General features: G+C 61.9%; 23 protein-coding genes. 17 read left to right on the plus strand and 6 right to left on the minus strand.

The window, feature by feature from the left end; genetic code table 11:
• The first annotated feature begins 103 nt into the window (after positions 1 to 103).
• The 6 genes from AC2ETI_RS06505 (at position 104) to AC2ETI_RS06530 (ending at position 9,967) form a co-directional block, all read left to right on the plus strand.
• Entirely contained in the window at positions 104 to 4,750 is a 4,647-nt protein-coding gene (locus AC2ETI_RS06505) for an NAD-glutamate dehydrogenase (protein WP_483633680.1), read from the plus strand.
• Positions 4,751 to 4,859: 109 nt separating this feature from the next.
• Positions 4,860 to 5,615, plus strand: coding sequence for a histidine utilization repressor (gene hutC, locus AC2ETI_RS06510; protein WP_024487384.1), 756 nt, complete (start codon positions 4,860 to 4,862; stop codon positions 5,613 to 5,615).
• 217 nt (positions 5,616 to 5,832) lie between these two features.
• A complete protein-coding gene (locus AC2ETI_RS06515) occupies positions 5,833 to 7,227 on the plus strand; it encodes a serine hydrolase domain-containing protein (protein ID WP_029537034.1) in 1,395 nt (464 codons plus the stop codon).
• 98 nt (positions 7,228 to 7,325) lie between these two features.
• Entirely contained in the window at positions 7,326 to 8,405 is a 1,080-nt protein-coding gene (locus AC2ETI_RS06520) for a dipeptidase (protein WP_020909170.1), read from the plus strand.
• A 32-nt stretch (positions 8,406 to 8,437) separates the two neighbouring features.
• Positions 8,438 to 9,373 (plus strand): alpha/beta fold hydrolase, encoded by a 936-nt coding sequence (locus AC2ETI_RS06525; RefSeq protein ID WP_029256278.1) that lies wholly within the window; start codon positions 8,438 to 8,440, stop codon positions 9,371 to 9,373.
• 87 nt (positions 9,374 to 9,460) lie between these two features.
• Entirely contained in the window at positions 9,461 to 9,967 is a 507-nt protein-coding gene (locus tag AC2ETI_RS06530) for a ClbS/DfsB family four-helix bundle protein (protein ID WP_021331966.1), read from the plus strand.
• Here the strand turns inward: AC2ETI_RS06530 and AC2ETI_RS06535 are convergent.
• Positions 9,958 to 10,536, minus strand: coding sequence for a GNAT family N-acetyltransferase (locus AC2ETI_RS06535; protein WP_483633681.1), 579 nt, complete (start codon positions 10,534 to 10,536; stop codon positions 9,958 to 9,960). The genes AC2ETI_RS06530 and AC2ETI_RS06535 overlap by 10 nt on opposite strands.
• 214 nt (positions 10,537 to 10,750) lie before the next feature.
• On the opposite strand from AC2ETI_RS06535, the gene AC2ETI_RS06540 reads away from it, so the two are divergent.
• Positions 10,751 to 11,545 (plus strand): SDR family NAD(P)-dependent oxidoreductase, encoded by a 795-nt coding sequence (locus AC2ETI_RS06540; protein ID WP_483633682.1) that lies wholly within the window; start codon positions 10,751 to 10,753, stop codon positions 11,543 to 11,545.
• A 1-nt stretch (position 11,546) separates the two neighbouring features.
• On the opposite strand, the gene AC2ETI_RS06545 is transcribed toward AC2ETI_RS06540, so the two are convergent.
• From AC2ETI_RS06545 to AC2ETI_RS06560, 4 genes are read right to left on the minus strand one after another with little or no spacing between them, the layout of a single operon-like run.
• Positions 11,547 to 12,005 (minus strand): nuclear transport factor 2 family protein, encoded by a 459-nt coding sequence (locus AC2ETI_RS06545; RefSeq protein ID WP_021331968.1) that lies wholly within the window; start codon positions 12,003 to 12,005, stop codon positions 11,547 to 11,549.
• 51 nt (positions 12,006 to 12,056) lie between these two features.
• On the minus strand, positions 12,057 to 12,845 hold the full coding sequence (locus AC2ETI_RS06550) for an SDR family NAD(P)-dependent oxidoreductase (protein WP_020970821.1): 789 nt from the start codon (positions 12,843 to 12,845) through the stop codon (positions 12,057 to 12,059).
• A gap of 30 nt (positions 12,846 to 12,875) precedes the next feature.
• Complete coding sequence (locus tag AC2ETI_RS06555; protein ID WP_021331969.1) at positions 12,876 to 13,172, minus strand: hypothetical protein; 297 nt, start codon at positions 13,170 to 13,172, stop codon at positions 12,876 to 12,878.
• Positions 13,150 to 14,313 carry a 3-ketosteroid-9-alpha-monooxygenase, oxygenase component gene (locus AC2ETI_RS06560; RefSeq protein ID WP_019745333.1) on the minus strand — a complete coding sequence of 388 codons (1,164 nt, stop codon included), beginning with the start codon at positions 14,311 to 14,313 and terminating at the stop codon, positions 13,150 to 13,152. Before AC2ETI_RS06560 ends, AC2ETI_RS06555 begins: the two co-directional genes overlap by 23 nt.
• A gap of 237 nt (positions 14,314 to 14,550) precedes the next feature.
• On the opposite strand from AC2ETI_RS06560, the gene hsaA reads away from it, so the two are divergent.
• The 7 genes from hsaA to AC2ETI_RS06595 all read left to right on the plus strand — a co-directional run bounded on the left by hsaA (position 14,551) and on the right by AC2ETI_RS06595 (position 20,491).
• The gene (hsaA, locus tag AC2ETI_RS06565) at positions 14,551 to 15,717 is read left to right on the plus strand and encodes a 3-hydroxy-9,10-secoandrosta-1,3,5(10)-triene-9,17-dione monooxygenase oxygenase subunit (protein ID WP_020970820.1); all 1,167 of its coding nucleotides are present in this window, start codon (positions 14,551 to 14,553) and stop codon (positions 15,715 to 15,717) included.
• A gap of 38 nt (positions 15,718 to 15,755) precedes the next feature.
• On the plus strand, positions 15,756 to 17,048 hold the full coding sequence (locus AC2ETI_RS06570; protein WP_483633683.1) for a type I glutamate--ammonia ligase: 1,293 nt from the start codon (positions 15,756 to 15,758) through the stop codon (positions 17,046 to 17,048).
• Positions 17,049 to 17,113: 65 nt separating this feature from the next.
• Positions 17,114 to 17,473, plus strand: a complete 360-nt coding sequence (locus tag AC2ETI_RS06575) for an ArsR/SmtB family transcription factor (protein ID WP_003940373.1) — start codon at positions 17,114 to 17,116, stop codon at positions 17,471 to 17,473.
• The gene (locus AC2ETI_RS06580) at positions 17,466 to 17,927 is read left to right on the plus strand and encodes an SRPBCC family protein (protein WP_021345567.1); all 462 of its coding nucleotides are present in this window, start codon (positions 17,466 to 17,468) and stop codon (positions 17,925 to 17,927) included. Before AC2ETI_RS06575 ends, AC2ETI_RS06580 begins: the two co-directional genes overlap by 8 nt.
• An 82-nt stretch (positions 17,928 to 18,009) precedes the next feature.
• Entirely contained in the window at positions 18,010 to 18,891 is an 882-nt protein-coding gene (locus AC2ETI_RS06585) for an SMP-30/gluconolactonase/LRE family protein (protein WP_031330807.1), read from the plus strand.
• 1 nt (position 18,892) lies between these two features.
• Positions 18,893 to 19,909, plus strand: coding sequence for a TIGR03617 family F420-dependent LLM class oxidoreductase (locus AC2ETI_RS06590; protein WP_483633684.1), 1,017 nt, complete (start codon positions 18,893 to 18,895; stop codon positions 19,907 to 19,909).
• 30 nt (positions 19,910 to 19,939) lie between these two features.
• Positions 19,940 to 20,491, plus strand: coding sequence for a pyridoxamine 5'-phosphate oxidase family protein (locus AC2ETI_RS06595; RefSeq protein ID WP_195790758.1), 552 nt, complete (start codon positions 19,940 to 19,942; stop codon positions 20,489 to 20,491).
• Between the two features lie 79 nt (positions 20,492 to 20,570).
• Here AC2ETI_RS06595 and AC2ETI_RS06600 read toward each other — a convergent pair whose 3' ends face one another.
• On the minus strand, positions 20,571 to 22,103 hold the full coding sequence (locus AC2ETI_RS06600; RefSeq protein WP_483633842.1) for an FAD-dependent oxidoreductase: 1,533 nt from the start codon (positions 22,101 to 22,103) through the stop codon (positions 20,571 to 20,573).
• 153 nt (positions 22,104 to 22,256) lie between these two features.
• On the opposite strand from AC2ETI_RS06600, the gene AC2ETI_RS06605 reads away from it, so the two are divergent.
• The 3 genes from AC2ETI_RS06605 to AC2ETI_RS06615 all read left to right on the plus strand — a co-directional run bounded on the left by AC2ETI_RS06605 (position 22,257) and on the right by AC2ETI_RS06615 (position 26,455).
• Positions 22,257 to 22,883, plus strand: coding sequence for a TetR/AcrR family transcriptional regulator (locus AC2ETI_RS06605; protein ID WP_019745323.1), 627 nt, complete (start codon positions 22,257 to 22,259; stop codon positions 22,881 to 22,883).
• Positions 22,884 to 23,076: 193 nt separating this feature from the next.
• Positions 23,077 to 24,240 (plus strand): steroid 3-ketoacyl-CoA thiolase, encoded by a 1,164-nt coding sequence (locus AC2ETI_RS06610; protein WP_483633685.1) that lies wholly within the window; start codon positions 23,077 to 23,079, stop codon positions 24,238 to 24,240.
• A 34-nt stretch (positions 24,241 to 24,274) separates the two neighbouring features.
• A complete protein-coding gene (locus AC2ETI_RS06615; RefSeq protein ID WP_483633686.1) occupies positions 24,275 to 26,455 on the plus strand; it encodes an acyl-CoA dehydrogenase family protein in 2,181 nt (726 codons plus the stop codon).
• Positions 26,456 to 26,459: the final 4 nt, after the last annotated feature.

Consider the following 26,459-nt stretch of genomic DNA (forward strand, 5'->3'; position numbering starts at 1 on the left):
GTTCTGCAATGATCAACTTGTCTAAACCTGTATAGACAAGTTGATCGCGGATCGAACCCACTACAAGTCGGAAGCAGCGTGGCTTTCGGCGGAAGGTGCTGACATGAGCCTCGTTTCAGTCGACACGACACCGGACTCCGAGAATGTGAGGAGGGTGTGCAGTAGGTATTTCGAGGGCTTGTCGGCTGATCGATACGCGGCGCTCGCCGAAGACCGCAAGCTTGCGATGGTCGCCGCGCACATGGATCTTTCGCGCCGACGGGGACACAACTCGTCGATCTCGAGACTCGCGCCGGCCGGGGAGCTGGGGGACGGGCCGGCAATTCAATACGTCGGCGACGACATGCCGCAGCTCGTCGAAGCGGTTCTGGCGACACTTGCCCGCGCGCGCATGGAGCCGGAATTCGTGGTGCACCCAGTGCTTCGCACAGTCGTGCAACCAGCGCACAGCACTGAAGACACCCGGGTCGGGGAGCGTGCCGAATCATGGATCCACATAGGACTACCCGCACATTGTTCGGACGCGCAGGCGCAGGTGATCGCTGATGACGTCGCCGGAATCCTCGACCGTATCGCGCGTGCCTTCCGCGATACCTCGCCCCTGCGGGATCTCGTCGACGAGGCGCGCGGGCAACTGACCTCGGGCGGTCACGCCGAAGAAGCTGACTTCCTCCAGTGGTGCAGTGCCGGAAACTTCAGTGTCGTCGGCGGTGCGCGAACAATCGACAGGCACGAGCCGTACACCCTCGGCGTGCTCCCCGATCCAACCGGCTCTTCGGATTCGAAGGCGGTGCCCCTCGCGATCGGAGTGGTGTACCTCGGGCAAGGGTTCGGTGGATCCGCATACGCCACCGAGATCGACGTGTCAGTCGGTGACCGTGAATACCGATTCATCGGGTCCTTCACCTCGACCGGACTTGTCGCAGACGTCAGGCGGACCCCCCTCGTGCGAGGGCGCGTCGCAGACATCTTCGACGCCTCCGGATCCATCGTGGATTCGTTTGTCGGACAATCGATGCTGGCGGTGATTCAGTCGATTCCGATCACAGTCCTCTTTGCCGCCGACCCGGCCCGAATTGCGGACGCACTGGACGAACTCACTTCTGTGGACGGCCGCACGTCGTTCCATCTGTTCCTGCAACCCGTGGGATGCTCTCCGACGACGGGGCAAGACCAGGAGCTGTCGGCTTTGCTGTTCGTTCCGCGCGAGAAATTCAGTACGACGATCAGAACAACGGCCGAGTCGGTACTCGCCGAGGCGCTTGGTGCCCGCACCATCGAGTTCTCCAGTCGAGTATCGGAATCTCCCTTGGCTGTCGTGCATTTCACGGCCACAGTCGGCGGCGGCGCGAACTTCGCATCGGCGCGACAAGCGCGGGAGATTCGGGATCTCGTCGTCGACGCGTGCCTGACGTGGGACGAGCGATTCGTTCTGGATGCTTCGCACTACGACGAGCAGCGCAGGCGTGCTCAGTTCGCCGAGCAAGTTCCGGTGGCATACAAGCAGGATTTCGACGCCGTCCGCGCCGCCGAGGACATGGCGGTATTCGACGGCCTCGAACTCGGAGAGGTGAGCCCACGGTTGGCCCGATCTGTCGACGGACCCGGTACTCACCGACTCGGGCTGTACGTATCAGGTGACCCGCTCTCGCTGGGCGAGGTTCTGCCCGTATTGCAGAGCCTGGGCGTCGACGTGGTCGACGAGCGTCCGTACGAGCTCGTCTCGGCAGGTTCGGAACAGTCCTGGATCTACGAGTTCACGCTCGACTATCCGAGTGCGCCGGTCGAAGGCTTCGACAACTTTGCCGCGCGGTTCGCGGCGACGTTTGCCGCGGTTCGAAACGGCTCCGCCGAGCCGGACTCGTTCAACGAACTTGTCGCGATCGCCGGACTCGGTTGGAAACAAGTAGTGGTGCTGCGGGCATACGCGGAGTTCTTGCAGCAAGCAGGATTTCCGTACAGCACCAGTCGCGTCGCCGAGGTACTTGCCGATCATCCCGAGATCGCCGCCGGTCTGTGCGAATTGTTCGAGAGCCGTTTCGATCCCGACGTCGTAGACGGAGATCGAGGTGCGCGTGCAGCAGCGGAGGTGGAAACAGCCGTGGCACAAGTGCAAGGACTCGACGCCGATCGGATCCTGCGCGCGTTGTCCGAGCTGGTCCGTAACACGTTGCGTACCAACTACTTCGTTTATGGCACCGAATCGCTCGGCGCACTCTCGTTGAAGTTCGATTCGGAGAAGCTGTCCGTATTGCCCTTCCCTCGACCGAAGTTCGAGATATTCGTGTACTCACCCGATGTAGCAGGTGTGCACCTTCGCTTCGGTACGGTTGCCCGCGGCGGCTTGCGCTGGTCGGATCGGAAAGAGGACTTCCGCACCGAGGTCCTGGGATTGGTGAAGGCGCAGGCAGTCAAGAACGCGGTCATCGTGCCTGTCGGTGCGAAGGGCGGATTTGTCGTCAAACGCCCGCCGGTTCCAGGACAGGGTGTAGACGCGGACCGAGAAGCCACGTTGGCGGCCGGGATCGAGTGCTACCGATCCTTCATTCGCGGACTACTCGATCTGACCGACAACGTCGACAAACAGAGCGGCGCCGTTGTCGCGGCGCGAAGGGTCGTTCGCCACGACGGGGACGACACTTATCTTGTTGTCGCCGCGGACAAGGGCACTGCAAAGTTTTCCGACATCGCGAACGACGTTGCCGCGCAGTACGGATTCTGGCTCGGCGACGCCTTCGCATCCGGCGGATCGGTCGGCTACGACCACAAAGCCATGGGTATCACGGCGAAGGGCGCCTGGGAGAGTGTCAAGCGGCACTTCCGGGAATTCGGCGTCGATACCCAGCACGACGACTTCACCGCGGTGGGGATCGGAGACATGAGTGGTGACGTCTTCGGCAACGGTATGTTGTGCAGCAAGCACATTCGTCTCGTCGCGGCGTTCGATCATCGGCACGTGTTCGTCGACCCGAACCCGTCACCTGAGCGCTCGTACGACGAGCGATCACGTCTCTTCTCGCTCCCACGATCGTCGTGGGCCGACTACGACCCGACCTTGATCAGTGCGGGTGGCGGAGTGTGGGAACGCTCGGCGAAGCGCGTTCCGATCAGTGACGAGATGCGACAGGCACTGGGTCTCGACGCCGACGTCACCGAACTGACTCCACCGCAACTGGTTCGGGCGATTCTGCGGTCCCCGACAGATCTCTTGTGGAACGGCGGCATCGGAACGTACGTCAAGGCCTCCGGTGAGTCCGACCTCGAAGTCGGCGACAAGAGTAATGACGCGGTTCGGGTGAACGGCAACGAAGTGCGTGCACGTGTGATCGGGGAAGGAGGCAACCTCGGCCTCACCCAAGCAGGACGAATCGAATACGCGCGTATCGGCGGACGGATCAATACAGACGCCCTCGACAATTCCGCGGGAGTCGATTGCTCCGATCACGAGGTGAACATCAAGATCCTTCTCGACTCCCTGATCAGCTCAGGCGTCGTCGCGGACTCACATCGCGACGCACTGCTCGAATCGTTGACCGACCAGGTCGCCGAACTCGTTCTTGCAGACAACCGTTCACAGAACGAACTGATGGGCACCACGCGTGCGGATGCGGGGGCAATGATCGGCGTGCACGGAAGAGTGATTTCGAACCTCGAATCTCGCGGAATCGTCGACCGCGTCATCGAAGGGTTTCCGACCAAGAAGCAGTTCGCCGCGGCCGAGAAGACGGGAACGGGGCTGACGTCGCCGGAACTCGCCACACTGATGGCCCACGTCAAACTCGATCTGAAATCCACGCTGTTGGCTGGAAGCTCGATCGACAACCAGATCTACCGCAAGGCGCTGGTGAACTACTTTCCGGAGGGTGTTCGAGATGCAGGGGGCGACGCCCTCGACCGGCACCCATTGCGGCGCGAGATCGTCGCGACCGTGCTGACGAACAACGTCATCGATCGGGGCGGCATCACCTATGCGTATCGGCTCGGTGAAGAGGTCGGCGCTGATCCGGAAGACGCGGTACGTGCCTTCACCGTGGTTTCCGAGGTGTTCGGACTGTGGAAGTTGTGGCACGACATCAGCAAAGCCTCGATCTCGACTGCCGTATCCGACGAGTTGATCCTGCTCACCAGGCGACTGCTCGACCGGGCGTCACGGTGGATGCTGACGCGTCGGCCGCAACCGCTGGCCGTCGGGGCCGAGATCAGCAGATTCGGTGATCGCATCGCGGAGGCGTCGACCGAGCTCGATGACTGGCTGGTAGGCGCAGATCAGCGGAACCTGGCTGCGCGAACGGTCCTCATCACGGACAAGGGCGCGCCGGAGAACCTGGTCAGGCGAGTGGAGATCTTGCTCGATCAGTTCGGACTGCTCGATGTGGTGGAGATCGCTGACCTCGCCGATCGCACAATCTCGGAGACCGGTGAACTCTACTTCCGGCTCGGCGAGCTTGTTGGGCTCGTCCCGATGCTCAATCGAGTGTCGGCATTGAGCAAGGACGGAAAATGGAACGCATTGGCGAATTTGTCGCTGCGGGACGAGTTGTACTCGACGGTGCGGGCCTTGACCCTCGACGTCTTGGCCGACGCGGAAGCGGGTGACTCGACAGCGGAAAAACTCTCCAGGTGGGAAGAAAGGAATGCGTCGAGAATCGAGAGGTCGACTCTCGCGCTCGCCGAGATCGAGGCATCGGGGCAACACGATCTTGCTGCGCTTTCGGTTGCGACGAGCCAATTGCGGCGCATGGTGGGCTAGGCCCGGCGCGGACGCCCGCGGATTGATCGGAAAGGTGCGCGAGACGGATAGACTTCGAAGGCCGAACGGGAGAACCGACTCGGTGGTTTTCGACGAACGGGTGGTGGCGATGGCGATTGCTGAAGTGGACGCAGAACTCGCCGTGCTGTTCAACGAGGCAGGCGGCGAGTCCGCCCCTGCCTACGAACGGGTGAAGAACCTCGTGGTCTCGCAGATCAATTCGGGTCGGTGGACCGAAGGCGATCAGCTGCCTTCGGAAAATCAACTGGTCAGTGCGCTTGGGTTGTCACGTATGACGATCAACCGAGCGCTTCGTGAACTCACCAGCGACGGTCTGATCGTGCGGATGATGGGGGTCGGTACTTTTGTCGCCGCCACGAAGACCGCGTCCCCGCTGTTCGAAGTAAAGAACATCGCCGACGAGATTCAGCGCCGCGGCCACCGTCATCGAACCGAGGTCGTGTTCGTTCGTGAGGAAGAAACCGACCACGGGCAGACGTTCCTTCGTGAATCGGTGGGCAAACGGGTGTTCCATTCGCTGATGGTGCACTTCGAGGACGAAACCCCGATTCAGGTGGAAGACCGGTTCGTGAATCCGAACGAGGCGCCCGACTATCTGCGCCAGGACTTCACCGCGATCACCCCCAACAACTACTTGAGTGACGTTGCGCCTCTGGTTCGCGGCGAGCATGTCGTGGAAGCAGTGTTAGGGAGCCCGGACGAATGCGAGCTGCTCCGCATCGATCGAGGGGAACCGTGTCTGTTGATTCGCCGCCGCACCTGGTCGGCCAATGGGTTGGTCAGTGCGGCGCGCTTGATCCACCCCGGTTCACGCAATCGCTTGGAAGGAACCTTCGAGCGCTGATCGTTTCGAGTGGCGAGTCCTGAACGCAGGCTCGTCCGATCGCACCATTTTCGGGGTCGAGTTCGGTGCAATCGACCAGGACGTGACTGCGAGCACACTGAGATCATGGGTGGACGGTTATTGCTTCCGCAACCTCACTTCCCGACGAGTGAGACCTGAGCGGATCGCAGCAACGCTGTCTACGCCACTGGCTTCCATGATCGAAGGAGTTCGACCTGTGACCGACTTGCCCAAGGACCTACTTGTCGCCCCGAAGTGGCAGGAACGCCTCGACGAACTGGCAGCCAAGCATTCGGTACCTGGCGCGCAGGTCGGTGTGATCGCGCTGGGCGAAGACGGTGCAGCGGATATCCGTGTCATCACCACCGGAGTGACGAGCCTGAACACGCGTGTCGACGTCGACGCCGACACCCTGTTCCAGTACGGATCCGCGAGCAAGATCTGGACGACGACTCTGATCATGCAGCTCGTCGACGAGGGCAAGCTGACGCTGGACACCCTGGTGGTGGAGGTGCTTCCGGAGTTCACGATCGCGGATCCTTCCAACACGAAGGAAATCACGATCCGCCAGTTGCTCACGCACACAAGCGGTATCGACGGAGACCTGTTCAACGACACCGGCGACGGCGACGACTGCGTCGAGAAGTACGTCGACGAACTCGCGACCGCGATCAGCGTCACCGAGCCCGGCGGGCATCTGAGTTACAGCAATGCAGGTTTCGCCGTTGCCGGCCGTATCGTCGAGGTTCTTCGTGAGATGACGTGGGACGAGGCGTTGGTCGAATACCTCTGGAAGCCACTCGGATTGACGCACATCATCACCAAGGCCAAGGATGCCCCGCTGTTCCGCACCGCCGTCGGTCATGTGGCGAACCCGGATCGGACGTCGCCGGACAAGGTGGTTCCGACCAAGCAGTGGCTGCTTCCCCGCGGTATCGGTCCGGCCGGGATCATCACCGGATCCGTCAGCTCGCTTCTGACCTTCGGCGCTGCACACATGCGTGACGGCCTCGCGTTGACGGGTGAACGCATTCTGTCCGAAGAATCCGCGCGTCTGATGCGCACCCCACAGTTCGACCTGACTGCGGTTTCGAGCGTCGATCAGGCCTGGGGTCTCGGCTGGATCCTGTCCGACTGGGGCGGTGTGACGTCCGCGCAGCACGGTGGTGCGACGATCGGCCAGATCACTCGTTTTCACACCTTCCCCGAGCTCGGCCTGGCCATGGCAGTTGTCACCAACTCGCGTGGTGGCGGTGCCCTGGCTCACGACATCGAGAAGGAGATCGCTCAGGAGCTCGATCTCGTTCTGCCGGAGCCGAAGTCCGAACCGGATGCAGCAGACATCGATCTGTCTCACATTCTCGGGACCTATGAATCGACAACCGTTCGAATCGAACTCACGCGTGGCGACGACGGCGGATTCCAGGTTCAGAACTTCGCCAAGGTCGAGATCGACGGCGAGCCGCCGGCCCCGCCCACCAAGGTCGTGCCTCTGTCTGCTTCCCGGTTCTCGATCAGTAACGAGAGCGCTTCTGGCGAGATGGCTCACCTCACGATCGATGGCGAGGAATATCTGTACATGACACGGCTTTTCAAGAAGATTTCCGACTAGCCGCGGCGAGATGATTCTCTCCGCTGAATGAAATCTCGGGCAGGTCGAGGGCGATGAGGGCCCTCGACCTGCCCGCACTACTTTCTCGAGGAAAACTCATGTTGAAACCTCTCGCTCCTTTTCCGGACGTGAATCACCCAGCGGCACTGGATGCTTACGGCCTTGCGCCGGTCATCGACGGTCACAACGATCTGGCATGGACGGCTCGCGAAACTGCCGCATACTCGGTGGAAAATCTGGAGAAGGATTCCATATTCCAAACCGACATCGACAAACTCGGTCGCGGTGGCGTCGGTGCGCAGTTCTGGTCGGTTTACACCCCGTGTGACAGGACGGAGGCCGAGGCTGTTCAGTACACACTCGAGCAGATCGACTATGTGTACCGGATGATCGAGCGGTACCCGGATACTTTCGAATTCGCGCGCACCGGTGACGACGTGCGTCGCATCTGGAGCGAGGGCAAGGTCGCGTCATTGTTGGGTGCGGAGGGCGGTCACAGCATCGGCAGTTCGCTCGGCGTTCTGAGAATGATGGCGCGCCTTGGTCTTCGGTACATGACTCTGACGCACAACGACAACACCGGGTGGGCGGACTCCGCGACGGACACGCGCGTACACGGCGGGCTGACCGACTTCGGTCGCGAGATCGTGCGCGAAATGAACCGGCTCGGCGTACTCGTCGACCTGTCGCACGTCTCGGTGGAAACGATGAGAGATGCCATCGAGACGTCGTCGGCGCCGGTGATCTTCAGCCATTCGTCCTGCACTCAGCTATGCGGTCACCCCCGTAATGTTCCCGACGACGTCATGAGGCTGCTCGCGGACAACGGCGGGGTCATCATGATCGCCTTTGTGCCCATGTTCCTTTCTTCCGAGTACAACGAGTGGTTCAAAGGCGGGCGGGTCGGCCCACGGCCGGCGATGACGGTGGACCATCTGGCCGATCACGTCGAGCATGCCCGAGACGTCGCGGGCATCGACCACATCGGTTTGGGAAGTGACTACGATGGGTTCGACGACTTTCCGGACGGTATGCAGGACGTATCCGGTTTCGCGGTGTTGATAGACCGTCTGGCAGAACGAGGTTGGTCCGCGGAGGACTTGGCAAAGCTGATGGGCAACAACGTGTTGCGTGTGCTCGACGAGACCAGTGCGGCCTCGATATCGAGCCTTTCCTAGCCGTATCGACGCCCGAGAAGATGAGGATGAGAATGAAGAAGATTCGTACCGTTGCACTGAAGGTGGTTGCTTCGGTGTCCGTAGTTCTGGTTGTGCTGGTATCGATAGCGCTCGTATTCAACGTCGGCTCCAGCAAGGCGAACGTTCCGACCGCGGAAACGGGCAACCAGTTCGTGTCCGTAGACGGCAAGAACATGAGCTACTCGATTCGCGGCAGCGGTGATCGGACCATCGTGCTGCTGCCCGGGTTCGGAACGTCCGCACCGATCCTCGACTTCAAATCACTCATCGACGAGCTTGCACCTGACTACCGCGTTGTCACGATCGAGCCCTTCGGCTACGGATACAGCGACGCAACCGACAAGGACCGCACGGCTGAGAACATCGTCGAAGAGATACACGAGGCTGTGCAGGCCTTGGGGATTGACGAATACATCCTCATGGGTCACTCCATCACAGGTGTTTATGCCTTGGACTACACCGCGAAGTACGGCGACGAGGTCACCGCTTTCGTGGGCATCGACAGCAGCGTCCCGGGGCAGCCGAACATGGACACCAAGTTCCCGATCGAAGTCTTCCGCGTTGCAAAGAAATTGGGCTTCTCCGACGTTCTGGCGAAACTCGGTGGCAGTGAGGAAACCGATGCCTACCTCGATGAAGCCGAGAAGGCAGAGATGAGCCGACTGGTCGCGAAGAACAACTTCAGCGACACGTATCTCAACGAAATGGATCACCTTTCCAGCAACTTCGCCGCGGCGATCGGCAAGACGTTCCCTGCCGATCTCCCGATTCTGTTGTTCGCTGTACAGAATTCCAAGGTCCAGGGCTGGACAGAGCTGCACGAAGAACAGGCAGCATCGGTCGATCATGGTGAACTGGTCTTGCTGGACGGAGACCACTACCTACACCACACCAAGTCGAAGGAGATCGCCGAGAACCTCGAAAGGTTCCTGGGCGAGCTGAACTGAAACTCGTAGGACGTTAATGTTGAATGCGGGGCCATCGAGTCGAGATGGTCCCGCTTCTTCTTTCTCTACTGATCGTTCGGAGGCATTGTGGCGCAGACCTTGTCACGTGAGGAACTGGCGAGTGCGCTGGACTCGGCGTATTCGAAACTCGACGCGTTACTCGACGGCGTCGTCGAGGCCGATGCGTTCGACGCCGTTGCCGTCGATGCGTGGACGGTGCACGACGTACTCGCTGTGCGTGTCTGGTGGGCAGAGGCCGTCGTAGAGTGGATAGGTGCCGGACTGCGAGACGAGACACCGCAGACGCCGGCTGCGGGTTACAAGTGGACGCAAACACCCGCGCTGAACCAGTCGGTGGTCGAGGCGAGTGCAGGAACGTCGGTTCGAGAGCTTCGGGATCGTTTGCGCGCGGCTGTCGCAGCGCTGCGTCGATACGTGGGAACTCTCGAAGACGATCAACTGCTGTCGGTCGGGGTTTTCTCGTGGACCCGGACGTGGCCGGTCTCGAGGTGGATCGCCGTCAACACGATCACCCAATACGCGTCGTTGTCGAAAATGATTCGGCGAGTGCTGAAGTCGAACAATCAGCCCTGAAGTCGATGCATCCGCCATACGTCCGGTCCGTCGGGGAGCGAGGTCTGGCCGACGATCGTGAAACCGAACCGTTGGTACAGCGGTAGATTTCGTTCGGTCGACGTGTCGAGCCAGCAAGCCTGTTCGGTTCGATCCAGTTCCGCCAAAGCATGTTTCAGTAGTGCAGAGCCCAATCCACTGCCCTGCGAATGCGGTGTCGTACCGATCGTTGCCAACGACCACGCGTGCTCGAGGGCGGGAAGCGCAGACAGTTGTTCGTCAGCCTGGAGAACGCGCTCGAACCGATCTCCGTGCAGTTCCACGATCTTCTCGACAGTCGCTTCATCAGGCTCCGGGGTGTCGGGCGGCAGGACTGCGATGACGCCGTTGCCTGAATCATCGATGTATGAACGTCCGAACGGTAGTGCCAGGTGTTCGAGGTAGATCCGTTGTAGAGCGGCGACCCGTTCCATGTGAGAGTCTTCGGCGACGCACCAGTTCGTCCAGGGATAGTCGGCAAAAGCCTCGCCGAGAACCTCGGCGGCACGGTCGAGGTCGTCGATGGACAGCGGTCGAACAGAATTCTGCATAGTGCCACTTCAGCACAATGGAGTCTTCCGTCGCCACTCGATTTCGGCGGTGTAGCAGGTGCGCGGGCCGTGGTCACGTACTTGTGAGTTCATTCAAGAAAGTTGGACGCGGCTGTCGATCCTGCGTTCACTGGTAGTGATCGGGTAATCGCCGAGCTGTCAATTTCGGGCACATGAGATCCGGGTACGGCGATTCCCCGCGAAGGGAATGAATATGAACAGGCTCGAAGGCAAAAATGTAGTGATCACCGGCGCCGCCAGCGGAATCGGGCGTGCAGCAGCACAACTCATGGCGGCAGAAGGCGCCAAGGTGCTGGTCGCCGACCTCGATCCAGCTCGAGCGGAGGAAGCAGCGGCGGCGATACGCGAGACCGGCGGCACTGCGCTGGGTTTCGGCGTCGATGTCATGAACGAGGAGTCTCTGGCAGCGATGATCGAAAGGGCGGTCGCCGAATTCGGTGGCATCAACGTCTTGTGCAATCACGTGGGCGGTAGTAATCCGCGCAAGGATCTCGACCTGCTCCGGATGGACATGGACGAGTGGGATCGCGTGATGTCGCTCAACGTCCGCAGCACTGTCGTCGCTTCACGACTTGCCATTCCGCACATGAACAGTGCCGGTGGAGGATCGATCGTCAACACGGCCTCGGTAGGTGGATTGATCGGGGATTCCCTGCAGTCTGCCTACGGATCCGCCAAAGCGGCAGTCATTCGTCTGACGCAGTACATCGCAGTCCAGTACGGAGCAAACGGTGTTCGGTGCAACGCCGTAGCGCCGGGCGCGATCATGACACCCGCACTCGTGGACAACATCCCTGCTGATGTCATCGACGGCATGAAGCAGGCAAACGCGCTGCCCTACCTCGGTGAGCCCGAAGACATCGCACACGCCATGCTCTACCTGGCCTCGGACGAATCTCGCTACATGACGGGGCAGACCTTGGTGGTCGACGGTGGACTCACCAGCAAGAGTCCACTCGCGACCGGCCGTTCGTCGATGTTGAGCTGAGTCAGCTCCGCCAACCGCTGGGGCCGGCGCCCAGAACCTCGATGGATCCCTGACTGGCGTGTGAATGCTTGGTGCGGTGCGTCATTCGCCACCTTCCGTCGATTCGGGTCCAAGAATCGTGGTAGTCGCCGAGGGTGAAGAAGTTCAGGTGAGCTTTGCTCCCGGTGCCCACATGCATGTCGCTGACATAGGAGCGGCTGGTGGCAATATCACCGACCACCTCGACCAGCACGTTGCCGATCAGATGTTGGGTGGGACCGCACTCGTCGAGGAACGAGCGGATGGAAGCCACTACCTCGGCAGGTCCACGAAGAGTTCCGGTTCCCAGTTCTGCCGTAGCGTCCGGAGTCATGATCCGGTGGAGTTCATCCCAGTCCCGCGCGTCCATGGCTCGGGCGAACTCGAAAATGGAGCGGGTGATCTCGCGTTCGTCGAGAAGAGTGGTGATGTCGACGCCCATGCTGTGCGCCTTTCTTAACGTCGGGGGGTTAATAAAGGCGCACAGCAGAAGTCAGCGGTTCAGCAGCTTGCGCATCGCTTCGGCAGCGCCCTTGACCATCTTGTCTCGGGGGAAGCCGCTGCGCTTCTTGGCGCCTTCGTAGTTTCCTGCAGCAACCCAGATCGGGCCGTCGGCAAGGTGTTCGAGGCCTTCGCGTGCAACGTCCTCGGGCTCTGCGACGTTCATGCCCGGGATGTCGAAGTTCAATCCCGCGCGAATCATGGCCGGCGTGCGAGTGACACCGAGAATGAACTCGACGACGTGAACGCCGTACGGCTGAAGTTCGAGCCACAGGCTTTCGGCGAAGATGCGACCGAAAGCTTTCGAGGCCGCGTAGATGCTCTGGTGCTCGGAGCCCATGAATCCGGCCAGCGAACCGAGCAGCATGATGCCGCCTCGTCCGCGGTCCTTCATCAAACCGCCGAAGTGGTGCGAGAGTTCGAGTTGCTTGTTGATGTTCAGCTCGATGACTCCGGCGAATCCCTTCAGATCACCGGTGACGAACTCGTGGCCGTAGCTGTTGGCGCCGGCGTTGAAGATGAGCAGGCCGACCTCGACGTCGTCGGTGACAGCCTTGATCTGGTCGAGCGCGTCGGGAACCAATAGATCCAGTGCGAGAGTGCGTACTTCGACGCCGTTGGCGCGTGCCTTGGCCGCAGTCTCCTCGAGCGGCCCCGGCTTGCGGGCGATGAGAACGAGGTTGATGCCGATCTTGCTGAGCTCGTCGGCGAACCCTGCGCCGACACCTTCGGAACCGCCGGCGATGACTGCCCACGGGCCGTAGTACTGGGGATCGATCATTACTACCTTCTTCGAAAGATGTTGGCTCGGCTAGTGAAACGGAGCGGGTACTGGTTCGCTGTCGTCGACGATCGGCTGAGGCACCGGCTCGTCGTTGAGAATCTCGAGCTCGCCCGCTGTTGCAGCGTTCACGATGGACGCGATCAAGGCGCCGCACTCCTTGCGGGGAGCACCGGGTCGTCCCTCACGTTGCCCGAATTCACGGTCGTCGGCGATTTCGAGGCACTGGGCGCGGGCCTGGTCACTCCACTGAACGGTGGTGTGTTCCCAACTGTTCTTCTGGACCAGGACCTGCGCCTTGCACTCAGCGCACTGAAGAGGCTGCATCTTCGTCTGCCTTCTTCGCAGCGAGGTTGTCTTCGACTTCCTTCTGCCAGGCGGCGACGGGTCGCGCGGTGTCGAGTTCGAATTCGAAGCGTTCGGTCATCTCGGGAGCGATGTCCGCGACGTCGACGTAGAACTGCTCGTACCAGCGGCGGAGCTGGTAGACCGGGCCATCCTCTTCGCACAGGAGCGGGTTCTCGATGCGAGTCTTGTTCTTCCAGATCTCGACGTCCTGCTCGAAGCCCTTGGCGATGAACGTGCCGAAGTTCGCGGCCATCGCATCGGCGGCTTCACCCTGGAAGCGATCCGACTTCTTGACGATGATGCCGTACTGGAGCACGAACTTGTCAGCGCTGACCGGGTAGTGGCAGTTGATGAGCACAGAGTCGACGTTGTAGTCCTCGTACTCGTAGGTCAGGTCGTCGACCATGAAGGAGGGGCCGAAGTATGTCGCAACCGAGTTGCTGCCGACCATCTTCGGGGTGCCTGCTGCGTGGGGACGCATATCGGAGCGAGCGACGCCGCGCATGTACTGCGTTGCGGCGTGGCCTTCGAAGACGTTCTTGAAGTACGTCGGGAAGGAGTAGTGCACGTAGAAGAAGTGCGCCATGTCGACGATGTTGTCGACGATTTCACGACAGTTGGTGTCGACGGTCGTGGTGTACCAGACCCAGTCGCTCCACTCGTCGCTGAGCGCGCCTTCGATGCGGGGGATGGCTACGTCGTCGGTCGGCGGGTTGCCCTCGGGGTCGTGCCAGACAAAGAGCATGCCGTCCTGGTCGAGCGTCTGCCATGCGCGCGTCTTGGCCAGCGGGGGAACGCGGCGTGCGTACGGAATCTTCTGGCACTTGCCGTTGCCGCCCCAGCGCCAATCGTGGAACGGACAGGCAATGGCGTCGCCCTTGATGGTGCCCTGGCTCAGGTCGCCACCCATGTGACGGCAGTACGCGTCGAGGATCTTGACGTTGCCTTCACTGTCGGCGAAGACGACGAGCTTGGTACCGAACGCCTCGATGGAGTGCGGCTGGCCGTCCTTGAAGGACTCCGTGAGCCCAATGCAGTGCCATCCACGTGCAAAGCGAGTAGGCGCGGTTCCAGCTTGGATCTCGCGAACTTCGTCGTTGTCGGACTGATTGATCGTCACGATGAGTCCCGTCCTTTCCAGGGTCAGTGTCGACGCCCGACGCTAGGGGAGCGTGAATTACCGCTGGGGCCTCGTCTCACTGGCCGGGACCAGCGGCGAGCGAGAGGATCCGGCGGCTGATCCCGGCCTCCGGGACTTCCGATCATCGGAACGCGTGACCGACATATCGTGACGGGGCAGCCGTTATGTCTATCTGCCGATCCGCTCCCTCACGGTTCGGTGCGAGGAGTGTCTTCCATGGTCAACAAGGTTCTGAGCTCAGTCCGTGATCTGCTTCCGAAGATCGCGGCCCGCGCTCAGAAGGTCGACGATTCGCGCAAGATCTCCGAACGGACCATCCGGGAGCTTTCCGAAGCCGGCGTCTTCTCCATGCTGGCGCCCAAGAGATATGGGGGCGCCGAGAGCGACCCGGTCCACTTCTACGAAGTGGTCAGGGCAATCTCCGCTGCCTGTGGTTCGACCGGTTGGGTCGCGTCGGTGGTGGGAGTGCACCCGTGGCATCTGGCGCTTTTCGACGACCAGGCACAGGCCGACGTGTGGGGAGAGGATCAGACGACGCTCATCTCGTCCGCGTACGCGCCGGTCGGTCGACTGACGGCGGTGGACGGTGGTTACGAACTGTCGGGCCAGTGGGGCTTCTCTTCCGGCTGTGATCACGCGAGTTGGGCATTGCTGGGCGCGATGGTGGTCGGGATGGACGGCCGGCCGGTCGATTTCATGACGGTGTTGGTGCCGCGTACGGATTACGAGATCCGAGATGTCTGGGATGTCGTGGGGATGCGCGGCACCGCGAGCAACGAGATCGTGGTCGACAAGGCCTTTGTGCCCGAGCACCGATTGAAGCGCAACTACGAGACCGCACAACTTCGCGGCCCAGGCCAAGCAGTCAATCCTGGTCCGCTGTACAAGCTTCCGTTCGGGAGTATCTTCACCTCGACGGTCGCGGCTCCGTGTGTGGGCATCGTCGCAGGTTGTTACGAGGGATACCTGGACGTGATGCGTGAGCGGGTCCGTCTGAGCTTGGGTGGTGGACGGTTCAGTGAGGACCAGTTCGCTCAGGTTGCCGTCGCGCGTGCGTCGTCGGAGATCGATGCCGCGATTCTGCAGATGGATCGCAATATCCGGGAGATGTACGAACTTGCTGTCGCCGGCAAGGAGCTTCCGCTCTCGATGAGGCTGCGCGCGCGTCGTGATCAGGTTCGCGCGACGGAACGTTCGGTGGAGGCGATCGACATGCTGTTCAAGACAGCAGGCGGGAACTCCCTCTCTCGCGGAAACCCGATCGAGCGTGCGTGGCGAGACGTTCATGCGGGCAGCGTTCACGTTGCCAACGAACCCGAGCGCGCGTTGGCGCTGTACGGCCGGGCGGCGTTCGGACTGCCGGTGGAGGACAACCTGATCTGACCGGTTGGCGCGCCGCCGAGTGGGGTATTTGCCTCTGGATGAGGGAAGTTCCGGCGCTGACTATCGGCTCGATCGTGGACATGGCGGGTGTCGCGCGGGCGAAAGTGATGCCGGCAGGCCGAAGCGGTGTCTTCGAGGAAGTCGGTGCGGGGGTCTCGCCGAGTTGGAATGTTTTCTGCAGCGACGATCGGATTGCCTTCACCGATTCCTTTTCCGTCGTGGGTGATCTCCGGTTGCGTATCGACCGCTCCGACCTCCGCGATCTCGGCGGGGGCGTGTCGTGGGCGCCGGCCACTTTGTACGAGCAAGACGGTTCGACGGCTGCCGTGTGCACTCGGTCCGCACTCACTGCCGTCGTGGCGCGGCTTGCTGCCTACGGACTGGAAGCTCGCGTGGGTCACGAGATCGAATTCACTCTTTTCGGTGATGCGTGCGACGGAGCGTGGTCGGCGTACGGGTTAGGTGCAGTCCTTCGCCGCGAGGACTTCCTCAAGGACCTTCTGCGCAATGCCGTACGCGCACAACTTCATATCGAGCAAGTTCATGCGGAGTACGGACCGGATCAATTCGAGATCTCCATCGCTCCGAGCGCTCCTGTTCAAGCGGCCGATCTTGTGGTGCTTGCCCGGATCTTGATCAGCCGCACTGCCAGAGCCCATGGATTGGCGGCATCGTTTTCACCGATACCTACGATCGGAGGTGCCGGGAACGGTGCACACCAGCACTTTTCGTTGATCTCAGGTGGGCGGCCCGTCTTCTCCGGTGGTGGTCAGGACTACGGGATGACCGACGAAGGATCATCAGCTTTGGGTGGAATCCTTTCTCACCTCACGGAATTCACGGCCGTCTTTGCTTCCTCGCCGCTCTCCGGCCTCAGGCTGCGTCCGGACAATTGGTCGGGGGCCTACGTCTGTTGGGGGCTCGAGAACCGGGAAGCGGCACTGAGGTTCTGCACGGAGTCACTGTCGAATCCACACGGCGCCAACGCCGAAGTCAAGATCATCGATCCATCGGCCAATCCGTATCTGGCCACCGCTGCGGTACTCGGTCTTTCGCAGATCGGTATCGACAATGCCGCGCCATTGCCGCCTGAAATCGTGGTGAACCCGTCGACTCTCACAGAGGCGGAACGTGATGAGCGCGGGGTGACCCGAGTCCCCACCGATCTCGGCGAGATCGTGCAGAAGTTCAACTCCTCCTCGGTGGCGAGGGAAATCTTCGGGGAGTCGATCATCGAAGCGATGGTGTCCGTGAAGGGAGCTGAGCAGGAGACGTTCTCCCAGATGGACGAGGCGACAACCGTCGAGAGGCTTCGATACACCTGGAGTTGAAGGGGTTGACGCTTAGGATCGTGAGTTCTATGTTTAAGTTATTCCTTAATTAAGGAGTTGCTTACATGGACGAGCGAAGTGGTCGACTCGATGCAGTGTTCAGCGCACTGGCCGACCCGACGAGGCGTGAAATGCTCTCTCGCCTGACGGATGGTTCGATGACCGTCGGTGAGCTGGCCGAGCCGTTCGAGATGAGTCGGCCCGCCATCTCGCAGCATCTGAAGGTGCTCGAGCGAGCCGGTCTCATCGAACGAACCGCCACCGCGCAATGGCGCACCTGCACCCTTCGAGCAGAGGGGCTCGACGACGCCAGCGCATGGGTCGACGAACACCGGCGCGGTTGGAACGAACGCTTCGACCTCCTCGACGAGCGTCTACGTGAGCTGAAGCAACGTCGACCGAAGAAGGAGAAGGACAATGAGTGACCAGAATGCCGATGCCACCGCAGAATTCACCATCACCCGGATCTTCGATGCGCCGCGTGACCTTGTCTGGCAAGCGTGGACCGATCCCGACGAGGCGGCGCGGTGGTGGCACCCCGAGGGTGTCAGCAGCCCTCGGGAGCACGTCACGATCGACCCCAGAGTTGGCGGAACGTACCGCTACCTGATGATCAACGACGAGAATGGTGCCGAGTTTCCTACCGGTGGAACCTATCTCGAGGTCGACGAGCCGAAGAAGCTAGTCTTCACCTGGGGGGATCCGGGAGATTCGGTGGACACCGCGCCTCGAATCACGGTCACGCTCGCAGATCGGGGAGACAAGACCGAGATGACATTCCATCTGGTCGGGATCCCGGGTTTCAAGGGCGACGGCAACGTCTACGACGGGTGGGAATCCGCGTTCGACGTGCTGGACAAGGTATACCGCGGCGAGTAGTCGGGAATCGGACACCGCCACCGGGGCACCGGTGATTGAATGGAGTGAACACACCATTCAATCACCGACGTGGGAGAGCCTGATGGCACCAGAGGTTGCGGTAGTTCTCGAGGGATATACCTACTTCGAATGCCCGCGCTGGCACGAGGACCGAATCTGGGTGTCGGACTTCTATACCTACCAGGTGATTTCGGCCCGTGAGGACGGGACCGACGTACGCGTCGAGGCGGAGATTCCAGGGCAGCCGTCCGGGTTGGGGTGGCTTCCGGACGGCAGATTACTGGTTGTCTCCATGCGGGACCAGAAGATTCTGCGGCGAGAATTCGATGGCGATTTGGTGGTGCACGCAGACTTGTCCGGGTACGTGAGTGCCAACGTCAACGACATGCTGGTCGACGCGCAGGGACGAGCGTACGTGGGCAACTTCGGGTTCGACCTGATGAACCTGGCCCCCGTCGAGACGGCAGATCTCCTCCGCGTCGACCCGGACGGATCGGTGCACGTCGTGGCGCGAGATCTCCACTTCCCCAACGGGATGGCTCTGACGTCGACCGGAGATCTGCTCGTGGACGAAACGCTGGGAAATCGAATCAGTGCGTTTGCCGTCCGGCCCGACGGCTCTCTGGGCGAACGCCGTGATTGGGCGTCGTTCGGGCCGGTACCTGGTGGACCCGAGATGGAGACCACCCTCGCTGAGATCGTCGTTGCGCCCGACGGATGTTGCATCGACGGAGACGATTCGATGTGGGTGGCCGACGCACTCGGAAGTCGAATTCTCCACGTCGACCCGTCTGGCAAGATAATCGATGAAATTGCCTTCGACAGCGGCGTCTTCGCTTGCGGGCTCGGCGGTTCCGACGGTCGTACGCTGTTCGTCTGTGCCGCCCCGGACTTCAACGAACACGCTCGCAAGGTGGCAACAGAAGGAAAGCTGCTGTCGATTCGTCTGGAGCCTTTGGGCTGACATGGAATTGGTGACCTCGCTACCTGCCGACACTCCGCTGCGGCAGGTGGCTCAGCACGTCGAACGCATCGAGAACCTCGGTTTCGACACGGTGCACATCTCCGAGACCATTCGCGACCCCTTTGCCGTGGCGGCACTGGCCGTCGAGCACAGCAGTACTCTCACTGTCCGGACGTCGATGGTTGTCGCGTTTGCGCGCAGTCCCATGGTGACGGCTTTGGCTGCCTGGGATCTTGCAGGTTTCTCGGGTGGGCGATTTCAACTGGGGCTCGCAACGCAGGTGCGCGGGAACATCGTCGGGCGGTACTCGATGCCGTGGACCAATCCTGTTGCACAACTGCGCGATTACGTCAGTGCTGTAAGGGAGATATTTCAAGCGTTCCAGACGGGCGGCGAACTCGACTATGCCGGCTCGCACTACACCTTCAACCGACTGCAGCCCTACTTCAATCCGGGGCCGCTCGACGTTCCAGCTCCCGAGATCTGGACCGGGGGAGTGAACTCCCGCATGTGCTCACTGGCAGGAGCCGTCGCCGACGGCTTTGTTGCTCACCCCACCAGCTCCCATCCGAAGGTGCTCGCGGAGAGGATCATTCCATCATTGACGGCAGGAGGAAGGAAGCCGCGGCTGATTGCCGTTCCGACTACGATCACCGGCAAAGATCGTGCCGCGATACTTGCTCGACGAGAAGCGGTACGCAGTGAACTTGCCTTTCTCTACTCCACACCGGCATATCGAACCGCGCTCGAGGTTCTCGGCTTGGCGGGGATCGGCGAGAAGCTGACTGCGATGGCACGAACGGGTGATTGGGCTCGACTACCAGCTGTGCTCACGGACGATGTTCTCGACATCTTGGTCACGCAATGCACCTACGCCGAACTCCCCGGGGTGCTGAGTTCGAAATACGCGAGTCTCTGCGACGGCATTGCACTGGCAGTGCCGACGGATCCCGCCGACGACCGCGCCTTCGCAGCGATGTGTGAGGAGATTCGAGCCGCCGCAGCGTCTGCCTCGTGACGTCCAGTCGGCGCGAACTACACTCTCGACATGGGGCGCGTCTACGAAGGCATCGATGAAAAGCTCACCACGTGGTTGCAGGCCCAACCGCTGTTCGTCGTTGCTACCGCACCGTTGTCTCCTGACGGGTTGATCAATTGCTCACCCAAAGGGGGAGTCGGATCGTTCGTGGTGCTGACATCCACCCGCGTGGCGTACCTCGATCTCACTGGCAGCGGTGTGGAAACCATCGCGCACGTGCGCGAGAACTCGCGAATAACCCTGATGTTCATGGCATTTGACGGACCACCGAAGATCGTTCGACTGCACGGTCACGGACAAGTTCTGCCCGCAGGGTCGGAACCGTTCAACGAGCTTGTCGGTAGGTTCCCCGAGCACCCGGGACTGCGGTCGATCGTCGTGGTCGATCTGACGCGCATTTCGGATTCGTGCGGATACGCAGTACCGCTGATGGACTACCAATCCGATCGTGACGTGCTCGACCGCGTAGCGGAGAAGAGGGGTCCGGAGCGGCTCATCGCCTATCGCGCCGAGAAGAACGCGAAGAGTGTGGACGGGTTGCCCGGTCTCGACCTGGAGTGATACAAAATCGGGTCGCCGTGCGAAAGAGTGTGGGGCAGGTGATTCTGACATTGCCTGCCCCACGTCCTCGTTGTGCTGGTTACTTCGCCATGTCCTGAGCTGCTCGGTACGAGAAGACCATGGCCGTGCCGAGTGGAACTCCGGGGCCGGGGTAGAAGCGGCCGCTCAGTGACGCGCTCGTGTTGCCGGCGGCGTACAGGCCGTCGATGGCGCTGCCGTCAGCACGCAGGACTCGGCCGTTGACGTCGGTGACCAATCCGCCTTTGGTGCCGAGGTCACTGAGGACGATGCGGGCCGCGTAGAACGGACCGTTCTCGATGGCCGTCAGTGCCGCATTCGCACCACCGTTGGGTGGGCAGAAGAACGCGTCGTACGGGTCTTCGCCGCGATGGAACTCTTCGTCGACGCCCAGTTTTGCGGCATCGTTGAACTTTTCGACAGTGCTGCGCAATGCGTCGGCCGGTAGTCCGGTCTTGGCAGCGAGTTCTTCGAGAGTGTCGGCACCGACCCAGGTTCCGGCTTCGAGGTGCTTGGCGGGCGCCGTGTTCGGGATGCAGATGGCGGGCAGTCCGCCACCCTCGCGCGAGTCGAAGATCATGAACGACGGCACGGCAGAACCGTTGTCGTCGTGAGCATCCATGGCTCGTCCGAACTGGTCGTACGGAAGCGACTCGTTGAGGTAGCGCTCACCGGCGCTGTCGACGACGAGCCCACCGCGAACGCCGACCATGAAGGCGGCGCTGCCGTCGGGCTGCTCGACGCCGGGGCAGAACCACGCCTGATCGAGCAAGGCTGTTGCGCCGCCGACAGCAATTCCGGCGGAGATCGCGTCGCCGGTGTTGGCGCCGAAGGGACCCATACTCCAGATCGCCTTGCCGGGGGTGCCTGCCTGCTCACGCACCTCGGCGTTGCCTTCGATGCCGCCTGCTGCCATCAGGACACCGCGGTTCGCCTTGATTCGCTGGGTTTCGCCGCCGGATTCGACCTCGGCGCCGACAACCCGGCCGTCTTCCACGATCAGGGAGGTGAGGACGGATTCGGTGCGAAGTTCTGCCTTGCCGGTGCTCTGAACTGCGGCCAGCAGACGGCCGATCAGTGCGCGCCCACCGATCATCGGGCCGGGAGCATGATCCTGACCGGTGCGGTCTTGGTCCAGTTCCGGACGCACCTTGCCGGCGAGGTCACCGATGTCGGCGGGATCGAGATCGAGAGGGTTGATGGAGCGTCCCGTGTCCATCCGGCCTTCGGCTTTGTAGTAGTCGGGGAACGCACGGAACTCGAATTCGATGTTCGGGTTCTGCTCGAGTAGAGCGACGACAGCGGGAGCGGTCTCGACGTAGGCGTCCTGGCGCTCGGACTCGGCGTCACCGAGCAACGCGCGCAGATAGGTGCGGGCATTCTCGGTCGAGTCGGGAAGTCCGGCGCGTTCCTGCACCTGGGTACCTGGGAGCCAGATCGAGGCGCCCGAGTAGGCGGAGGTCCCGCCGAAACGATCGGTTTTCTCGAGGACGATCGTCGTCAATCCCTGAGCAGCGGCGGTATATGCGCCGGTCAGCGCTCCGCCGCCGGAGCCGACTACCAACACGTCGCACTCGCTGGTCCAGTCCTGCATCATTGCGTCCTTACTCCAAGAGGGTGGGGTGTCCACGGAATACCGCACGGCACTGGAAGGCCATGCCAGGTCCCACTGAGCGGGCAATATGCCGAGATGGGTGGTCCAGGTGAGAGAATTAGCGCGGTCGTTCGCGGCCGGGACACATAATCGATGATGGGGGCGACGTTGCCGAGAATTGCCGAGGTCAGGGACGCTGCTGAGCCCAGTTCGGACGAGCAGCGGGCGCGCCATGTGCGGATGCTGGAAGCGGCCGCCGAATTGGGGACCGAGAAAGAACTCTCGCGGGTTCAGATGCACGAAGTCGCCAAGCGGGCAGGCGTGGCCATCGGCACTCTCTACCGTTATTTCCCTTCGAAGACGCACCTCTTCGTCGCTGTGATGGTCGAGCAGATCGATCAGATCGGCGACAGTTTTGCCAAGCATCAGGTGCAGTCGGCCAATCCGCAGGACGCCGTGTACGAGGTCCTGGTGCGCGCGACTCGCGGGTTACTGCGTCGGCCGGCCCTTTCGACTGCGATGCTGCAGTCGTCCAGTACCGCCAACGTCGCGACGGTGCCGGACGTGGGCAAGATCGATCGCGGCTTCCGGCAGATCATCCTCGATGCGGCCGGGATCGAGAACCCGACCGAGGAAGACAACACCGGGTTGCGTCTGCTGATGCAGCTGTGGTTCGGGGTCATCCAATCGTGCCTCAACGGTCGAATTTCCATCCCGGATGCGGAGTACGACATCCGCAAGGGGTGCGACCTGCTTCTGGTGAATCTCTCACGACACTGACGTGACCTCGCCCCTTCTCGGGGTGGGTTCGTCGTGTCTTCAAAATTGAAATCAATTCTATTATTTGAGTCAGACTTGGTTCAAAGATGACGTTCATTCCGGCATTGCCCTGACATCAACAATAGAATACATTACAGAAAAGTTGACGGTGAGTCAGCTCACCGACCGAAAACTCCACGAAGGAGCGCACATCATGGGTCATGCAGTCATCGTCGAGGCCGCTCGGACACCGATCGGCCGTCGTCGCGGCGCCCTGGCGGGGCTGCACCCCGCCGAGATTCTGGGAGCAGCGCAACTCGGCGTTCTCGAACGGGCAGGCGTCGCACCGGAAGACATCGGGCAGATCATCGGTGGCTGTGTCACCCAGGCAGGTGAGCAGTCCAACAACGTCACGCGGCAAGCGTGGCTGCACGCCGGATTGCCGTACAGCACAGCGGCAACCACCGTCGACTGCGCCTGTGGATCTGCCCAGCAGGCAGTGCATTTGATTTCCGGCCTGATTTCCTCGGGTCAGATCTCAGCCGGTATCGGCTGCGGCGTCGAGGCGATGAGCCGTGTGTTCCTGGGCCAGGCAAACGCGCCCGGTACGGGAAACCCGTACCCGGACGACTGGACCATCGACATGGGTGACCAGTTCACCTCTGCGCAGCGTATCGCCGAGAAGCGTGGCATCACACGCGCCGACGTCGACGCCTTCGGCCTGGAATCGCAGCGCCGCGCAGCCCAGGCTTGGGCCGAAGGACGCTTCGACCGTGAGATCGTGCCCGTCAAGGCTCCCGTCGTCACCAAGGAAGGTGTGCCGACCGGTGAGATCGCCACTGTCACCCGCGACGGTGGCCTGCGCGCGACGACAGCCGAGGCGCTGGCCGGACTCAGGCCGGTCATCGAAGGCCATATCCACACCGCCGGCAACTCGTCGCAGATCAGTGACGGCGCGGCTGCGGTACTGCTGATGAGCGAAGAGCGCGCACAGGAACTGGGATTGAAGCCCCGCGCGCGGATCGTCGCGTCCGGCATGGTCGGATCCGATCCCTTCTATCACCTGGACGGACCGATCGAATCCACCCAGATGGTGCTCGACAAGGCCGGAATGACTCTGAACGACATCGATCTCGTCGAAATCAACGAAGCGTTCGCCTCGGTAGTGCTCTCCTGGGCGCAGGTTCACGACGCAGATCTGTCCAAGGTCAACGTCAACGGCGGTGCGATCGCACTCGGGCATCCCGTCGGTTCGACCGGCGCTCGTCTGATCACGACCGCGCTGCACGAACTCGAGCGCTCGAACAAGTCCACGGCGCTGGTCACGATGTGCGCCGGTGGCGCTCTCTCTACCGCCACCATCATCGAACGCATCTGACCCGTACTCACACTGTCGAATTGACGAGGTAGACATGACCATTGGATTGAGTGAAGAAGATCGTGACCTCCGCGACTCCGTACGGGGCTGGGCGGCACGTCACGCAACACCCACCGCTATCCGTGAAGCGGTCGAGGCGAAGGTCGAAACTCGCCCCCAACTCTGGAGCGGGCTTGCCGAGCAGGGACTTCTCGGACTACACGTGGCCGAGGAATTCGGCGGCGCTGGATACGGATTGGTCGAGCTCGCGATCGTCGTCGAGGAACTCGGGCGCTCCATGGTTCCCGGCACGTTCCTGCCGACAGTCGTGGTCAGCGCCGTTCTCAGCGACGCCGGAGTCACCGCTCCGCTGGCCGGACTGGTCGACGGCAGCACGCTCGGAGCCGTTGCACTGCAGCCGGGTTCGCTGAAGATCGCCCGCGACGGCGACACCGCCACCCTCAGCGGAACCTCCAGCCAGATTCTCGGTGGCCATGTCGGCGACCAGTTCCTGCTCGCGACGGACAGCGGATTCGTTCTGCTCGGACGTGACCGCCTCGAGGTCACGGACTTGGCCAGTTACGACGTCGTACGTCGTAACTCCGAGATCACCGTCGACGGACTGGTCCTCGCTGATTCCGAGATCCTCACCATCGATACGCAGCGTGTACTCGACATTGCCGCAACACTGTTCGCGGCCGAGGCATCAGGCTTGGCCGACTGGGCCGTCACGACCTCGGCCGACTACGCGAAGGTGCGTCAGCAGTTCGGTCGCCCGATCGGCCAGTTCCAGGGCGTCAAGCACAAGGCCGCTCGGATGCTCGCTCTTGCCGAGCAGGCGCGCGTCTGCGCGTGGGACGCTGCGCGCGCACTGACGCCCGCCAACGGCGTCGGTGCCGAAGAGGCTTCTCTCGCAGCAGCCGTCGCCGGAGCCACGGCCCTCGAAGCAGGCTTCTCCGTCACGCGTGACTGCATCCAGGTGCTCGGCGGAATCGGCTACACGTGGGAGCACGACGCGCACCTGTACCTGCGCCGCGCGCAGTCCCTGCGAATTCTGCTGGGTTCCACGGCATCCTGGCGTCGTCGCGTTGCCGAGCTGACCATTGCCGGCACCCGTCGCGTGCTCAGCATCGAGTTGCCGCCCGAGGCCGAGGCGGTCCGCGCCGACGTTCGCGCCGAGCTCGCTCCTGCGCTCGAACTCGAAGGTGCCGCGCAGAAGACGTACCTCGCGGAAAAGGGCTACACCGCACCGCACTTCACGGCTCCGTGGGGCAAGTCCGCCGATGCCGTCAGCCAGCTGGTCATCGCCGAAGAACTGCGCGCTGCGAAGATCAAGCCGCACGACATGATCATCGGCAACTGGGTCATCCCGACGCTCATCGCGCACGGCAACGAAGAGCAGCTCGCCAAGTTCGTCCCGCCGTCACTGCGCGGCGATATCGTCTGGTGCCAGCTCTTCTCCGAGCCCGGCGCAGGTTCCGACCTCGCGGCTCTGAGCACCAAGGCCACCAAGGTCGACGGTGGCTGGAAGTTGCAGGGCCAGAAGGTGTGGACGTCGATGGCACGCGACGCGCACTGGGGAATCTGCCTCGCGCGCACCGACGCCGACGCCCCCAAGCACAAGGGCCTGTCCTACTTCCTGATCGACATCAAGAACAGCGGCCTCGACATTCGCCCGCTTCGCGAGATCACCGGTGAAGCACTGTTCAACGAAGTCTTCTTCGACGACGTCTTCGTCCCCGACGAGTGCCTGGTCGGCGAGCCGGGCGACGGCTGGAAGCTCGCTCGCACCACACTGGCCAACGAGCGTGTCTCGCTGTCCAACGACTCGTCTCTCGGATCGGGTGGTGAGGCTCTTCTGAGCCTGGTCGACGGACTACCCGGTGGCATCGACGACGAGCAGCTGACGGTGCTCGGAAAGGTGCTGTGCGACGCGCAGTCCGGCGGTCTGCTCGGTCTGCGCACCACGCTGCGCTCGCTCACCGGCGCGCAGCCGGGGGCCGAATCCTCGGTGGCGAAGTTGATCGGTGTCGAGCACATCCAGCAGGTCTGGGATGTGGCAATGGAGTGGGCCGGGCCGAGTTCACTTCTGGGCGAACAGCATCGGATGTCTGCAACCCAGATGTTCTTGAACTCGCAGTGCATGTCCATCGCGGGTGGTACAACCAATGTTCAGCTCAACATCATCGGTGAGCGAATCCTGGGTCTGCCTCGCGACCCCGAACCGGGAAAGTGACCTG

It is taken from the genome of Rhodococcus sp. MurmanLake-1 (genome assembly GCF_056945715.1).